The 14375-nt window shown below is 61.8% G+C and carries 15 protein-coding genes; 11 read left to right on the forward strand and 4 right to left on the reverse strand.

The annotated features are described in order from the left end of the window. Window positions 1-244 precede the first annotated feature (244 nt). Both BGN95_RS02590 and BGN95_RS02595 read left to right on the forward strand, forming a co-directional pair. Entirely contained in the window at window positions 245-706 is a 462-nt protein-coding gene (locus tag BGN95_RS02590) for an Hsp20/alpha crystallin family protein (RefSeq protein WP_286771527.1), read from the forward strand. Window positions 707-727: 21 nt separating this feature from the next. Further along, the gene (locus BGN95_RS02595) at window positions 728-1744 is read left to right on the forward strand and encodes a zinc-dependent alcohol dehydrogenase family protein (RefSeq protein ID WP_286771539.1); all 1017 of its coding nucleotides are present in this window, start codon (window positions 728-730) and stop codon (window positions 1742-1744) included. On the opposite strand, the gene BGN95_RS02600 is transcribed toward BGN95_RS02595, so the two are convergent. After that, window positions 1725-2045 (reverse strand): hypothetical protein, encoded by a 321-nt coding sequence (locus tag BGN95_RS02600; protein WP_286771528.1) that lies wholly within the window; start codon window positions 2043-2045, stop codon window positions 1725-1727. The genes BGN95_RS02595 and BGN95_RS02600 overlap by 20 nt on opposite strands. A gap of 128 nt (window positions 2046-2173) precedes the next feature. On the opposite strand from BGN95_RS02600, the gene BGN95_RS02605 reads away from it, so the two are divergent. From BGN95_RS02605 to BGN95_RS02615, 3 genes are read left to right on the forward strand one after another with little or no spacing between them, the layout of a single operon-like run. Further along, window positions 2174-2395, forward strand: coding sequence for a hypothetical protein (locus BGN95_RS02605; protein WP_179514892.1), 222 nt, complete (start codon window positions 2174-2176; stop codon window positions 2393-2395). Between the two features lie 19 nt (window positions 2396-2414). Continuing rightward, on the forward strand, window positions 2415-4793 hold the full coding sequence (locus BGN95_RS02610; protein ID WP_286771529.1) for a phosphoketolase family protein: 2379 nt from the start codon (window positions 2415-2417) through the stop codon (window positions 4791-4793). Then, window positions 4775-6082: a glycoside hydrolase family 130 protein gene (locus tag BGN95_RS02615; protein ID WP_286771530.1), complete on the forward strand. Its 1308-nt coding sequence runs from the start codon at window positions 4775-4777 to the stop codon at window positions 6080-6082. Before BGN95_RS02610 ends, BGN95_RS02615 begins: the two co-directional genes overlap by 19 nt. 82 nt (window positions 6083-6164) lie before the next feature. On the opposite strand, the gene BGN95_RS02620 is transcribed toward BGN95_RS02615, so the two are convergent. Both BGN95_RS02620 and BGN95_RS02625 read right to left on the reverse strand, forming a co-directional pair. Then, the gene (locus tag BGN95_RS02620; RefSeq protein ID WP_286771531.1) at window positions 6165-7082 is read right to left on the reverse strand and encodes a universal stress protein; all 918 of its coding nucleotides are present in this window, start codon (window positions 7080-7082) and stop codon (window positions 6165-6167) included. A gap of 353 nt (window positions 7083-7435) precedes the next feature. After that, on the reverse strand, window positions 7436-7939 hold the full coding sequence (locus BGN95_RS02625) for an NUDIX hydrolase (protein ID WP_286771532.1): 504 nt from the start codon (window positions 7937-7939) through the stop codon (window positions 7436-7438). A gap of 290 nt (window positions 7940-8229) precedes the next feature. Between BGN95_RS02625 and BGN95_RS02630 the strand changes: the two genes are divergently transcribed. From BGN95_RS02630 to BGN95_RS02655, 6 genes are all read left to right on the forward strand, one after another. After that, complete coding sequence (locus BGN95_RS02630; RefSeq protein ID WP_286771533.1) at window positions 8230-8715, forward strand: hypothetical protein; 486 nt, start codon at window positions 8230-8232, stop codon at window positions 8713-8715. Then, complete coding sequence (locus BGN95_RS02635) at window positions 8687-9340, forward strand: BON domain-containing protein (RefSeq protein WP_286771534.1); 654 nt, start codon at window positions 8687-8689, stop codon at window positions 9338-9340. The genes BGN95_RS02630 and BGN95_RS02635 overlap by 29 nt, the downstream gene beginning before the upstream one ends. 158 nt (window positions 9341-9498) lie before the next feature. Next, window positions 9499-10530 (forward strand): lysylphosphatidylglycerol synthase transmembrane domain-containing protein, encoded by a 1032-nt coding sequence (locus BGN95_RS02640; RefSeq protein WP_286771535.1) that lies wholly within the window; start codon window positions 9499-9501, stop codon window positions 10528-10530. A 206-nt stretch (window positions 10531-10736) separates the two neighbouring features. Beyond that, on the forward strand, window positions 10737-12617 hold the full coding sequence (locus BGN95_RS02645) for a PAS domain S-box protein (protein ID WP_286771536.1): 1881 nt from the start codon (window positions 10737-10739) through the stop codon (window positions 12615-12617). Window position 12618: 1 nt separating this feature from the next. Then, a complete protein-coding gene (locus BGN95_RS02650) occupies window positions 12619-13239 on the forward strand; it encodes a response regulator transcription factor (protein ID WP_286771540.1) in 621 nt (206 codons plus the stop codon). Window positions 13240-13309: 70 nt separating this feature from the next. Further along, the gene (locus tag BGN95_RS02655) at window positions 13310-13714 is read left to right on the forward strand and encodes a response regulator (RefSeq protein ID WP_286771537.1); all 405 of its coding nucleotides are present in this window, start codon (window positions 13310-13312) and stop codon (window positions 13712-13714) included. 5 nt (window positions 13715-13719) lie between these two features. Here BGN95_RS02655 and BGN95_RS02660 read toward each other — a convergent pair. Next, the coding region (locus BGN95_RS02660; protein WP_286771538.1) for a GAF domain-containing protein at window positions 13720-14375 on the reverse strand (656 nt) is incomplete at its 5' end.

Here is a 14375-nt window from a genome sequence, read left to right on the forward strand (position 1 = left end):
ATCCAGGGCGCTCAGAGGCACCGATGACAACGACGCTGGTAGGATGGTGAAGCTGCGTCAGATCCTTGGCGGTCATGATCATATCCCCGTGAACAAGGCGCGTGCGCGCGCCTCTGCAGCCCCATCGATCGTTGAGAATGCCCGCCGCTCCTATCCGTAAACTTCCCGATAACGCCGGCGCGAGCGACGACGTAGCAACGATGGGCCGCACTTGCGCGCGGCATCCAGATTTGAGGAAACGGCGATGACCAAGACCACTTCCGCACTCACCCACTATCGCAATCCCACCAGCCCGTTCGCCTGGTTGCGCGGCATGTTCGACGAGATGGACCGGCCAACCCGCGATTTCTTCGCCCCCTTTACGGTTTTTTCGGCGCCCGCGATCGACATGGTCGAACGCGATGGCGCCTATCGGTTGACTGCGGAGCTGCCCGGGCTCGCCGACGAGGATGTAAAGGTGACAGTGGCAGAGCATCAGCTCATCATCTCAGGCGAAAAGCGTCAGAAGGATGAGCGCAAGGAAGATGGCTTCATGCTGCGCGAGCGCCGCTATGGCAGTTTCGAGCGGCATGTGATCCTCCCGGTCGACGCGCAGGAAGACGGGATCGATGCGAGCTTTGACAAAGGGGTGCTGACCGTCACTGTGCCAAAGGGCAAGGAAGCGCCGGAACGCGGCCGCCGCATCGCCATCCGCAAGGCCGATTGAACGAAAGGCGCGGTGGCGCGGATGATCGCGATGGTGCTTGATGCGCCGGGGCTATCGCTCCGGTGCATTAGTCGCGATATCCCAGCACCAGGCGCCGGCGAGGTCCTGGTCGAGGTCAGCGCCTGCGGAGTCTGCCGGACTGATCTGCATGTAATCGATGGCGAGGTTCGCGCCAATTGCCCGATCATACCTGGACATGAGATCGTCGGCCGAGTCCGTGCGGTCGGCAACGAAGTCCGCGATATCGCGCTCGGCCAGCGCGTCGGCGTTCCATGGCTCGGCCACACCTGCGGCGATTGTGTTTATTGTCGCGCTGGCCAGGAAAATCTTTGCGATCGGGCAGAGTTCACCGGGGCGACTCGCGATGGCGGGTTTGCCACCCATGTGGTCGCCGACGCGCATTATTGTTTCGCTTTGCCCGAACGCTTCGATGATGCGGAGGCGGCGCCACTATTGTGCGCCGGTTTGATCGGCTGGCGGGCGCTGCGCCGCGCAGGCGAAGCCCGTGTCGTCGGCCTCTATGGATTCGGCGCTGCGGCGCATCTCATCGCGCAAGTCGCAATATGGCAGGGGCGTCGCGTACTCGCCTTTACCCGCGAAGGTGATGAAGCGGGCCAGGTCTTCGCACGGTCGCTGGGTTGCGTCTGGGCGGGAAGCTCGGAGCACCCCGCTCCCGAGCCGCTTGACGCTGCGCTGATTTTCGCGCCCGTCGGCGAACTCGTGCCGGCGGCGTTGAGATCGGTGCGCAAGGGTGGCTCGGTCGTCTGCGCCGGCATCCATATGAGCGATATCCCGTCCTTCCCTTACCTCGACCTATGGGGTGAGCGGGAAATATGCTCGATCGCCAACCTCACCCGCGACGACGGCATCTCATTCCTCGATATTGCCAATCGCGCGCAACTACGACCCGCAATCGAACCGTTTCCGCTCATCGAGGCGAACCTCGCGTTGCAGCGCGTTCGCGATGGTAAGGTAAAGGGCGCAGCGGTCCTATTGCCGCCTGCCGGCGAAAGGCAGGTCAGCCTTTCGTCCAACTAACGAGAACGACAGTACCGCCTTTCGCTACCTCGACGAGATAATAACGGCTGCCTTCACATCGCACTCGCCAGATTGGATTGCCGTGGTTTCTGCCCATGGCGATTTCCTCGGTGATCCAGTCGCACGGCCAGCCCGCATCGCGAACCGCGCGAAACAATATTCCCCGGCGGTCCCAGGCGCGCATCTGGTCTACTTTGCCCGCGCCGCCAAACATATCACTGCTTTTTGTGACGGCAGTGGAAGCCGACCGCGAGCAGCCGGCAAGCGCGATTGCGATCAGAACCGGCAATGCCCGCGTCACCATCAATCTCCCCTGGAGAAGAGTGAGCGCGCGGGAAAAAAGCTTCGCCCATCATTGGGAATGATACGGATTCTCGTTTCAAGACGAATGGGCTCCAACTGGCTCTTCACCTATCGGGGAGTCGCAGCATGATCGACTGGTATCGCAAACGGGCCCGGCAAGAGCGTCGCATGGCGCGTCAGGCCCACGGAAGGAATGCGCGCTGGTCGCATCAGGCGATGCTACGGTTGCTGGTCAGCCAATGCGCTGCGCAGCCCGAACTCGACCGCAGCATTTGTCCGGGTTGCGCACTGCGCAGCCTGTGTCGCAAGGCCCAGGCGCAGTCTTTTCTCGCCCGACTGGCTGCCTGAGCAACAGCCCGATGTTAGCATGACTGCACCGCTCCTGTCTCCAGCGCAGGTCGCACTTTCCGACCATGAGCTGGCCGCGATCGACCGATGGTGGCGCGCGGCGAATTACCTCACCGTCGGGCAAATCTACCTCACCGACAATCCATTGCTGCGTCGGCCATTGGCACCCGAAGATATCAAGCCGCGCCTGCTGGGACATTGGGGAACCTCGCCGGGGCTCACCTTCATCCATGCGCATCTCAACCGGATCATTCGACGCGATGATCGCGAGATTCTGTTCGTCTGCGGGCCTGGGCATGGCGGTCCCGCCATGCTGGCCTGCGCGTGGCTCGATGGCGGCTATGAACAGGTCTATCCGGAGATTGGGCGGAACGCGTCCGGCATGGCACGGCTGTTCCGGCAATTCTCCTTCCCGGGCGGCGTACCAAGCCATACCGGCCCTGAGACCCCAGGTTCAATCCATGAGGGCGGCGAATTGGGCTATTCGCTCGCCCACGCGTTCGGCGCTGCCTTCGATAACCCAACGCTCGCCGTCGCCTGCGTCGTCGGCGACGGCGAGGCCGAAACGGGGCCCCTCGCCGCGGCATGGCATTCAATCAGCTTTCTCGACCCCGTGCATGATGGGGTGGTGCTGCCGATCCTGCATCTTAATGGCTATAAGATCGCCAATCCAACGATCCTCGGGCGCTTCCCCGACGAAAAGGTTGAGTGGTTTTTCAAGGGCCTTGGATACACCCCAATCTTGGTATCGGGCGCCGATCCTCCGTCGATGCACCGCCAAATGGCCGCCGGACTGGACAAGGCGTTCAAACTGATCGATGCGATCCGCAGCGAGGCCGGGGAGACCGAACCGACCGGCGTTCCAAGCTGGCCGATGATCATCCTGCGCAGCCCCAAGGGTTGGACCGGACCGAAGGAGGTTGATGGCCGGCGCGTCGAGGATTTCTGGCGCGCGCACCAGGTGCCGATCAGCAACGCCCGCACCAACGCGGCGCATCGCGCGCAGCTCGAGCAATGGATGCAAGGCTATCGCCCCGACGAATTGTTCGATGCCGGGGGCCGGCCAATGTCCGATCTCCTCGCCCTTGCGCCCGCATCCCCGATGAGCGCCAGCCGGTTTGCCGACGGTTCGCATCGCATTCCGCTGGCTCGCGCAGACTGGCGCCTTCATGCCGTCGATGTCCCGGTGCCCGGCGGAACCAAGGCAGAAAGTACGCGTATCATCGGCGGGTGGCTCGCCGAAACGATGCGCGCGAGCGCATCAAGCAGAAACTTCCGCATCATGGGCCCAGATGAGACCGTATCCAATCGCCTCGGGGCCGTGCTGGACGTCACCGACCGCGCCTGGATGGAGCGGATCGAACCTTATGACGAACATCTCGCGCGCGACGGTCGCGTCCTTGAGATTTTATCCGAACATTGCTGCGAGGGGTGGCTGGAGGGTTACATCCTGACCGGCCGCCATGGATTGTTCAATTGCTACGAGGGTTTCGCACCGATCGTCGATTCGATGATCAGCCAGCACGCCAAGTGGCTCAAAGTAGCCCGCGGACTGAGCTGGCGGCGATCAGTTCCCTCGCTCAATATCCTGCTGACCAGCCATGTCTGGCAGCAGGATCACAACGGCTTCAGCCATCAGGACCCGGGCTTCATCGATCATGTCGCCAACAAGAAGGCAGACGTAGTGCGCATCTATCTACCGCCGGATGCCAACTGCCTTCTGCGGACGCTCGATCATTGCCTTGCCACCTGGGATCGGATCAACGTGGTGGTGGCCGGCAAGGCCTCGATGCCGCAATGGCTCGATCACGATGCCGCTGACAGGCATTGCGCAGCGGGTGCAGGGATATGGGAATGGGCCGGGACCGATCGCGACGGGGCGTCGCCCGATGTGGTAATGGCCTGTTGCGGCGACGTCGCGACGATGGAGACGCTCGCCGCGGTCAAACTGCTGCGCGAATATTGCCCCCACCTGATGATCCGGGTCGTCAATGTCGTCGACCTTATGGTATTGCAGTCGGACCGGGAACATCCCCATGGTCTCACCGATATCGCGTTCGATGCCCTGTTCACCGCGGACTGCCCCGTCGTGTTCGCGTTCCACGGCTATCCGCATCTCGTCCATCGCCTCACCTACAAGCGGCGGAACCACGCCAACATGCACATCCGCGGCTATAGCGAAGAAGGCACGACGACTACGCCCTTCGACATGGTGGTGCGCAACCGCCTTGACCGGTTTCACCTCGCGGTCGCCGCGATCGATCTCATTCCCGGCCTTGCCGCACATGCCGCGCATGCCCGGCAGCATCTGAGCGAGGCGCTCGAACGCCATCGCCGGTATATCGTCGAGCATGGCGAGGATATGCCCGAAGTCGCGGAATGGTCGTGGTGCCCCTGACGGTCGAGCACTTGCCGGTCGAGATCCACCCGGACCCGACCCGGGTTGTGCTCCGACCGTTCATGCCCGCCGATACGCCGCTCTCCGGACACCCGCCAAGCGAGCATCGCGACGCAGTGATCGCCCGGATTATGACGCTCAGCGATGCAGCAGCCGCAGCTGAACTCCACCAAGTGCTGGGCCGGATCGAGCGACGCCATGCCGATGCAGCACCGCTGCTTGAGCGCCGCTTCGTCGAGATACAGGACATGCGCCGTGACCTTCAGCATATAGCGCCTGAGCGCGCGCGGCTAATCGGGGCGTGCTTTACCGAGGAATATGCCTTCGAGGCGGCGGCACTGTTCAACCCGAGCATGATCGCGCATCCGTCGCAGCGCGACGCCACGGCGGGCGGCCTGCGTTTCATCCTGTCATTGCGCGCGGTCGGCGAAGGACATGTGTCGTCGATCATTTTCCGTACCGGCTGCATTGGAGCGGACGGGAACCTTCTGATCGATCCGGCAGCGCCCAATCCTGGGAGCGCGCGGGCCGAGCCCATTCCCGGCCCGTCGCTCGCCGAACCGGGAGTCCGCTTCACGTCGGATCGTCATCGCGAATTGTCGAATGTCGTGCTGTTCCCGGCGAGCAAGGCGCATCGCCGTGGTTTGGAAGATTTGCGCATGGTCGGCTTCGACGACGGCGATGGTGGACGCGTTTGCCTTGGCACGCTGACCGGGGTCGGGTCTGAAAGCGTCCGCCAGGAACTGCTGCGTACGAGTGATTTCCGCACCTTTGACCTGACCCCGATCGCTGGCCCCTATGCATCGATCAAGGGGATGGTACCGTTTCCACGCCGCATCGCGGGGCGCTATGCCATGCTCGGCCGTGTGGACCACGACGGCCTCTGGCTTCTCTCATCGAGCGATCTTTATTGCTGGGAGAATGGTGTTCGTATCGTTTTACCGAGTGAGCCGTGGGAGGTGATCCAGATCGGTAATTGCGGCGCGCCGATCGAATTACCCGAAGGCTGGCTGGTGCTGACCCATGGCGTCGGCCCGCTGCGCAGCTATGCAATCGGGGCCTGCCTCCTCGACCGCAATGACCCAACTCGCCTGATTGCGCGACTGACGCGGCCGCTGATCTCACCCGATGCCAGACATTGGGCGGGCTATGTTCCAAATACCGTCTATAGCTGCGGCGGCCTCGTTCACGTCGGTGCACTTTATCTTCCTTTTGGCATTGCCGACTCGTTCACCGGGGTTGCGCGCGTGGATGTTGCCGAACTTCTTCAAGCAATGACGCCGAGTTGACCGGAGGCGAATTCGCAGCTTACCATAGAAGCCAAGAACGAGCTGCAGTACTGAAGATACGTTCGGGCACCGCGCGAAACGATCAATCTGGTATCGAGGCCTGTAAGAGCAGATCAAGGTCCCCTTCTTCGATCAGCGTATCGGCGATACCGCCGGCAAGAGCTTTGGTCAGCCTGCGCCGCGCGTGGGTTGCAAGAACGGTCAAGTCAGGCGAAAAATCCCGCTCTGCCTGACGAAGCACCTCGATGGTGTCCCCGTCGACCACAATCGCGTTCATGGAGAAGGTTAGATGCGAATATTGCGCAGCGACTTCCTGCAGCGTCGATTCAAGAAGATCCTGCTTGTCGCGCCAGATGCGTCCGACATCGCCACCGGCGAGAAGGCGATCGCGTAAGCTCGGAACAAACGCACGGACCGCAACAAGTTCCCTGACCGAGGTAACCGACAGCGCGAGATCGAGCGTCGCTTCGGCAAGCGCGTCGTCGGCAACAGCTGCCAGCAGACGGTGATAGGGTGTCTCGGAAAAGCGACGAACGACAAGGAGCGGGCGGTGAGTCAGGCGCAGCAGCTGCTCGGCGACAGTCGGAAAGAGCTTCTCCTTCCACCCGTCCCGGTTATGCGCCCCGAGCAGGATGAGATCGACATCATGGGCCTCCGCAATCTCTGCGATGCACCGCGCAGGCTCGCCCGTTGTCAGATGGGTGCGCACGCGAGCAATACATGGAAACGATGATCCTTCTCCTTCGGCCATCGCTTTGAGATTATTGGCGGCGCGGACGCGATCGGTTTCGCCGTCGCGACGAGCATCGATATGAACCAGGTCGAGTTCAGCACAATTAAGGCTGGCGAGCGACCGCGCACGTTGCAGCGCCGCAGCCGCGCCGGAGGAAAAGTCGCTTGCGACAAGAATGCGGTGCATAAACTGATTTCCTGTCGTTGCCGATCTCAAAATCCTGCCAACAATCAATCCTTCGGCTGGAGAAGCCCGTTGATAATCCACCAAAAATCATCGAGTCTGCGCTGCACTGCTAATACGGCGAACGCCACGACTGTCGCAGCGACAAATACAACAAACGAAATGCGGTAACGACTCGCCCTCGCACCCCGCCCCGAATCTCTCGCAAGCTTTGACATGACACGGTCTTCCGAATTTTCCGTCTTCGGCGAGAATGATAGTCACCAAAACCTGGCGCGAAATACGTGATAGACCGGAGTCTGACCTTTGGCTGCTGCCTTTGCATCTTCTCGCTCATTCAAGACACCATGCTGTGGCCGAGCCGCAACGATACGGATTTTTGGAAGCCGCCACTCGACCTTATGTTGCGATACGGAACGCCCGTCCTTGCTTCAATGCTACCTTGCTTGCGCTTCCAACGCGTCGAGCAGCTCGCGCTGGCTCGGCAATATCATTGAACGCGCCTCGGCAAGCCCGAACCAACGCGCCTCCTCGATCTCCGGGAACGAGCTGATTTTTCCGCTTTTCGGCGGCCACTCGAGCTTGAACTGGTTACTGCGCACCGCCGCCGGATCGACCTCCTGCTCGAGCGCCCAGACCGCAACGCGCTTTCCGCCGGTCTGTCGGACAATGCCCAACGGAATTGCATCGCCGGTAAGTGCGATCCCGAGTTCTTCCTGCGCCTCTCGAAACGCCGTCGCCTGAGGATCTTCGTCCGGCTCGACCTTTCCCTTGGGAATTTGCCACGCGCCTTTGTCGCGATTGCGCCACCAGGGACCGCCGGGCCGCGCCAGCAGGGCTTCGAGCTGGGCGCCTCTGCGACGATAGATCAGCAATCCGGCGCTGTGACTATGATGCGCGGCGATAGCCATGGTCGCGTCAGGATAGCGATCAGTCGCCAATTTGAGAATCCGAAAAGAATTTACGGGCCCGCGAAAGACCCCATGGCAAAGCGTCGAGCGCGCGAAGGACCACAGCGCCGGCAAGTGCCTGTTTCAGACCCTTAAGGGGAATTGCGAATAGAGCACCTCGCCTGCCTCGTTCCAAAAGAATGCAAGGCTGACGGGAAGGACATATTCCGATGCGGGTTCAACCAGGATTTCATGCACTGCTGCCACCCTTGCTCCATGGGTCTTTTGGGCATGTTCCGCCCCCTCGGCACATCGCATCAAACGCTCGTATTGCGAAGCGGATGATCGCCCCGTTTGCCGCAATCGACCCGGGCGCACGCCTTCTCGAGCTGGCACCGATCCTGCGCGCTCTTGCTGGTCCCGCGATCGAGTTTGATCTTGCGCTCTGCTATCCGCGCGCCCGCACCCGCATCGACCAGACTGGGTTTGACGCGACGGTCCTCGAACTGGTGACCAGCGCGTGCATCGCCGGTGCGGGTCGGATCATCGTGCGCAACCGCAAGATCGGTGCGCGGCTCTGGATTATGATATGGGACGACGGAAACCATCGTTCGTCCGGCACCGGAGCGCCGCGGATCCACGATTTCGGCCTGGGATCGCATGGTCGGATCCGGGCGAGGTACCGCGCCGGCCCGGGCCGCGCGGTGGTAATCGCGCTACCGACCATCCTCAGTCTCGCCGACGGGTTATCCCTTCCCCGTCATTTCGCATCCCCCCGCAAAGCAGAGGAGAAGACCAATGAAGACCGACAACCAGTTGCAGCATGACGTGATGGCGGAACTCGAATGGGACCCTCGCGTCGATCATGCCGATATCGGCGTCGCCGTGAATGACGGCGTGGTGACGCTCTCCGGTTATGTGAAGAGCTACCCGGAGAAAATGGCGGCCGAACGGGCGGCCCGCCGTGTCGCCGGCGTCAAGGCGATCGCCGAGGAAATCAAGGTGCGCTTCGCCTCTGATCCCAAGACCGCGGATCACGAGATCGCCAAGCGCATCCTCGATCTGTTCGCCTGGCACGTCTCGATCCCGAAGGACATGGTCAAGCTCAAGGTGGAGCACGGCTGGGTCACGCTGACCGGCACCGTCGATTGGTTCTACCAGAAGGAGGAAGCCGCCAAGACCGCCGGCCTCATCACGGGCGTTCTCGGCGTCAGCAACCTCATCGAGGTGAAGAAGCTGCCCGTCGCCGCCGATATCAAGGATCGTATCATGGCGGCCTTCCGGCGGCAGGCCAACCTCGATGCGACGGGTGTCACCGTCGTGACGGAGGGGAGCACCGTCCGATTGGGCGGCATGGTCAGGGCGTGGAACGAGCGCGGCGTCGCCGAGCGGGCGGCCTGGGCTGCGCCCGGAGTCAATAAGGTCGAGGATGATATCATCGTCGCTTTCTGAGTACCGCCGGGAGCGAAAGGCGACTGCCGGCAGGCGTGCCGGCGGCCGTCCTTCGCATCGATCTCCTTCCTGTTTTGCGGGTCGGCGCTGCCCCGCGCACCGGATCTTCAGCCCGGTCCGGGAAGTTTACAGCTTGTCAGGCTGGTAATGGAGGGCCGATGCCGCAGAGGCCCGGCAAGTCAGATCAACGCGACGGTCGCGCCCCTCCCGCCCACGCTATCGGCTTCGAACGTTGGCGTAGCTGGCTATTTGGTCTGATCCTCATTGCAGCACTTGTTACGGCAATCGGGCATTGGGGTGAGATCGCGGTGTTCACACGGCTCGTGCGCGAGGCTGAACCGCTCTGGTTGGGCCTTGCCATCGCACTCCAGCTTGGGACCTATGCTAGTGTGGCCATGGCATGGCGCGAGATTCTGCGCGCGGCGAGTGCTTCCCGGCGCCTGTCGCTGCTGATGCGGATCGCCGTTACCAAGTTATTCGCTGATCAGGCGCTTCCCGGCGCCGGCATGGGCGGTAATGTGCTGCTCGTCGCGCAGCTTCGCGCGCAGGGAATCCCGCGCGGGGCAGCCGTTGCAGTGCCGCTCATCTCAACGATCGGCTTCTACGCCGCTTATGCTTTTTTCGCGATCGCAATGCTCGTGCTGCTCTGGCTCAACGATCAGGCGACCCCGTTGATGGCCGGAACAGTGACTTTGTTCCTATGCGTCGCGATCGCGATCCCCGGGCTGGCATTATGGTTGCGCAAGCGTGGAAGCGCACCGCTCCCACCCCGGTTCGAACGGATCGCCCCAGTCCGCTCGCTGGTCGAGAGCGTGGCACAGGCACCCGCCCGCCTGCTGAACGACCGCGGGTTGCTGATACGCGTCGCAGCGTATAATGCTCTTGTCTTTCTTGCCGACGCTGGAACGTTGTTCGCCTGCCTTCGCGCGCTCGGAACTACTGCCGATCTTTCGACGTCCTTCATCGCCGTCATCATGGCCTCGATCGTCGCCACGCTCGGACCCATCCCGCTCGGCCTGGGGAGCTTCGAGGCAACTTCGATTGCGACGCTACGTTTGCTCGGCGTTCCATTCGAAGCCGGCCTTGCGGGCACGATGCTGTTGCGGCTCCTCACACTCTGGCTACCTCTGCTGCCCGGCATGATATTGATGCGCGGCGCGATGAAGCGGGCGCGACCACATTTGCGGTGATGAACCGCTTGTCGCTATCGATGAAGGCAATCGGTAGTATCCCGCATACCCCCAAATCGGTTCTATCTATAGCTGTCAGCGATCCGCGTTAGGACATCCCGGCGGAGCGGGAGGTTATTTTGCTGCCATCACAAATCAGCTATAGCGCCAGATCGATCAGGGGGGAAAACGAGGCACCCTCGCTATTCAATCGCCTGATCGCGCGGATGGAGGACGCGCTCGAAATGCCGATAGGGGAGCGTTCGCTGCCATTTCGCCTTGGTGCGACCATCGGCGCTGTCATAGTCGCCGCAGCAGCGCGCTGGGCTTTGCTGCCCGTGCTCGGCGAGCGCGCGCCGTTTCTGCTCTTCGCGCCGGTCATCCTCGGGGCGGTACTATGGTGCGGCTCACTCCCGGCGATTGTCGCGGCGATCCTCTCGCTCGGCTTCGGTATCTATTTCGCGGGTTATAGCAATATCCATGTCGCCGATGTCGTTGAAACCGCCACATTCGCGCTGGTCGCCGGCGGCGTAATCCTGCTCGGCGAGGGGATCAGACGCTCGCGCGACCGGGCCGTTGCGAGCGATCGGAGTGCGGCGCAGCATGCCCGCAATGCGACCGATGTGGCAGAAGAGCTCAATCTGCTAATCGACGGGGCACAGGGCCATGCGATCTACATGCTCGATGTGACGGGGCATGTGACAATCTGGAACCAGGGCGCCGAGCGACTGAAGGGCTGGACCGAGGCGGAAGTGCTGGGACAGCATAGCTCGCTCTTCTATCCCCCCGACACCCGTGCCGCGGGAAAGCCCGAGGCCGACCTCGCGCGCGCCTGTGCAGAAGGACGTCTCGAAGAGGAGGACTGGCGCGTCAGGAAAGACGGCCAAGAATTTCTGGCCGCGGTGTCCCTTACCGCTCTTTATGACGACAAAGGCAATTTACGCGGCTTCGCAAAGGTGGTTTCCGACATCACGGAACAGCGTGCCGCTGAGGAGACGGCCCGGGTCCGGGAAAGCCATTTGCGCTCGATCCTGTCGACGGTACCCGACGCGATGGTGGTCATCGATGAAACGGGCCAGATCATGTCGTTCAGCAACGCTGCACAAACGCTGTTCGGATACAGCGAGGATGAGCTCATCGGGCAGAACGTCAGAATCCTCATGCCGTCACCCGATCGCGAGCGTCACGACGGCTATATCCAGCGCTACTTGGCGACGGGCGAGAAACGCATCATCGGCACCGGGCGGGTGGTATTTGCGGCGCGCAAGGACGGATCGACCTTTCCGATGGAGCTTTCGATCGGGGAGGCGACCGGCGGGGCGCAGCGCATCTTCACCGGTTTCATTCGCGATCTCACTGAGCGACGTCGCACCGAGGAACGTCTTGAAAACCTACAATCCGAACTGATCCATGTTTCTCGCGTCAGCGCGATGGGGACGATGGCGTCGACCCTTGCGCATGAGCTCAATCAGCCGATCGCGGCGATCGCCAATTATGTCGAGGCGGTGCGCGATCAACTCACCGACCTTCGGCCTGAAAATGTCGCGCTGATGCGCGAGGCGCTCGATGACGCGGCAAAAGATGCGCTTCGCGCCGGCCATATCGTGCGACGCCTGCGCGATTTCGTCGCGCGCGGCGAGATCGAGCGCACGGTCGAGCCTTTGCCGGCACTCATCAATGAGGCATCGGTGCTCGGCCTGATGGGATCGCACGAGCGCGGCATTGAGGCGAGCTTCGACCTTGATCCCTACGCCTCGCCGGTACTTGTCGACCGGGTTCAGATCCAGCAGGTGCTGATCAACCTTATCCGCAATGCCTGCCAGGCGATGAGGGACAGCCCCGAGCGGCAGCTGTGGGTAATCACCCGGCTCGATGGCGAGAACATGGTCCGGGTTAGCGTCGCCGACACTGGTCCCGGCGTCTCCAGGGAGGTCGAGGATCGGCTGTTCGGCGCTTTTGTGAGCACAAAGCAAGGCGGCATGGGGCTTGGCCTTTCGATCTGCCGAACGATTGTTGAAGCCAATGACGGGCGTATCTGGATGGAACCACGCATGGGCGGCGGAACGTGTTTCCATTTCACTCTGCCGCGTGCACGGGCGGAGAACTGAGATGACAAGCACAAGGCTTGTTCACATCGTTGACGACGAGGAATCGATGCGCCGGTCGACTGGCTATGCGCTGAAGACCGCGGGCTATGCGGTGACCAGCTGGGTCTCGGGCGCGGAATTTCTGAGAGAGGTTCGACACGTCGAGCGCGGCTGCATCCTGCTCGACATCCGCATGCCCGAGATCGACGGGCTCGAGGTGCAGCAGATTCTCGCCGAGCGCGGCATAACCATGCCGATCGTCGTGATGACCGGGCATGGCGACATCGGAACCGCGGTCCGCGCAATGAAGGGCGGCGCCGCGGATTTCCTGGAAAAGCCGTTCGAGCGGACGACGCTCCTGAGCGCGATTGAAACAGCGTTCGAGCGTATTGCGCGCGCAGAAACGATCACGGCGCGCGCGGCGGATGCGGAAGTCGTGCTCGGCGCGCTGACGCCGCGCGAGCGCGATGTGCTCGATGGCCTCGCCCACGGCCTCCCCAACAAGACGATTGCTTATGATCTCGGCATTTCACCGCGCACGGTCGAGGTGCATCGCGCCAACCTGATGACCAAGCTTGAGGTCCGCAGCCTGTCCGACGCACTGCGCATCGCTTTCGCGGCAGGCATGGGCATAGATCCATAGGGGCAATACGTAACGACGCGCGCCCATCCCTTGAGGCAATGACCTTTCGGGTGGGGTAGTAGAGATGAGTATGCAATCCGAAACGCAGGCCGAAAATAAACCCCGCATTCTGGTCGTGGAGGACGACGACAGTATGCGGCGATCGATGCAGTTGTTCCTGCGGGGGCGCGGTTACGATGTACTCACCTACGCAACGGGAGATCGGCTGCTGCTCGAAAATGACATCGAGCACGGTGCCTGTCTCGTTGCCGACTACCGGCTCGGCGAGCAGAATGGCATCTCGCTTCTCGTGACGCTGCGGGCCCGGGGATGGACCGGACCGGCCATTCTCATGACCGGTTATCCATCAGAGGATCTCAGATCGTCAGCCGAGATCGCCGGGTTTGATCTCTTCCTCGAAAAACCCTTCCAGGAACATTCGCTGATCAACGGCATCACCCGACTGATGGAGCGGCAGTCCGGCACGCGAACATGACGCGTTCAACCGGTGAGGAATACTTTCCGTTCCAGATCTTCCCCGACCGAGGCGGCAAATTTCACCATTTGCTCGACGCGCTCAGCGCTAAATTCATGTGGCGTGCGAAAATGTGTCGACATTATCCCGAATATCGTCCCATCGCGCCGATGGAGCGGGTAGGATTGAACCGCCCCGATGCCGGCCTGCCTGATCGCATCGCGGTGCTTTCCCAACTCCACATCCTGTGAGACATCGTCCACCAGCACGACGCTGTCGTTGCGCAGGCTGCGACCACACGGCGTGCCGTCCGTCGCCGTGATAAGCGAAAATCGCGACAAAACCTCACGGCTAAAGTTTCTGTACGCCAATATCACCAAGCCGCCACGCTGTTGGTCATATAGCTGCACATCTCCAAAGTCCGCGCCATCGAACGACATCGCTGCGTCAAGATAATGTTGTGCCAGGGCGACCGCCGCGTAATCCACTTGGCGCAAGGATACGTGGACCGCGCTCAGTGCGTCGATAAGGGGTTCCATGATACGGGCCATCAGATACTCCCTCTTGGCGACAAGCTGGCTAAGTTCCACTTCTAGCAGGCTGTTGAAGAAGTCCATTTTCGAGCGATGAAGGGGAGTTCGTCGCCGTGTTGGTATCGGATTTCGCCATGAAGTGAGCCGTC

Origin of the sequence: Sphingomonas sp. 66-10 (genome assembly GCF_001897045.1) — a bacterium.
Classification (GTDB): Bacteria; Pseudomonadota; Alphaproteobacteria; order Sphingomonadales; family Sphingomonadaceae; genus Sphingomonas; species Sphingomonas lycopersici.

What these genes read in the sequence shown, in the direction of transcription:
- BGN95_RS02590 (WP_286771527.1), top strand. Translation starts at nt 245, where the DNA reads ATGACCAAGACCACTTCCGCACTCACCCACTATCGCAATCCCACCAGC.
- BGN95_RS02595 (WP_286771539.1), top strand. Translation starts at nt 728, where the DNA reads ATGATCGCGATGGTGCTTGATGCGCCGGGGCTATCGCTCCGGTGCATT.
- BGN95_RS02605 (WP_179514892.1), top strand. Translation starts at nt 2,174, where the DNA reads ATGATCGACTGGTATCGCAAACGGGCCCGGCAAGAGCGTCGCATGGCG.
- BGN95_RS02610 (WP_286771529.1), top strand. Translation starts at nt 2,415, where the DNA reads ATGACTGCACCGCTCCTGTCTCCAGCGCAGGTCGCACTTTCCGACCAT.
- BGN95_RS02615 (WP_286771530.1), top strand. Translation starts at nt 4,775, where the DNA reads ATGGTCGTGGTGCCCCTGACGGTCGAGCACTTGCCGGTCGAGATCCAC.
- BGN95_RS02630 (WP_286771533.1), top strand. Translation starts at nt 8,230, where the DNA reads ATGATCGCCCCGTTTGCCGCAATCGACCCGGGCGCACGCCTTCTCGAG.
- BGN95_RS02635 (WP_286771534.1), top strand. Translation starts at nt 8,687, where the DNA reads ATGAAGACCGACAACCAGTTGCAGCATGACGTGATGGCGGAACTCGAA.
- BGN95_RS02640 (WP_286771535.1), top strand. Translation starts at nt 9,499, where the DNA reads ATGCCGCAGAGGCCCGGCAAGTCAGATCAACGCGACGGTCGCGCCCCT.
- BGN95_RS02645 (WP_286771536.1), top strand. Translation starts at nt 10,737, where the DNA reads ATGGAGGACGCGCTCGAAATGCCGATAGGGGAGCGTTCGCTGCCATTT.
- BGN95_RS02650 (WP_286771540.1), top strand. Translation starts at nt 12,619, where the DNA reads ATGACAAGCACAAGGCTTGTTCACATCGTTGACGACGAGGAATCGATG.
- BGN95_RS02655 (WP_286771537.1), top strand. Translation starts at nt 13,310, where the DNA reads ATGCAATCCGAAACGCAGGCCGAAAATAAACCCCGCATTCTGGTCGTG.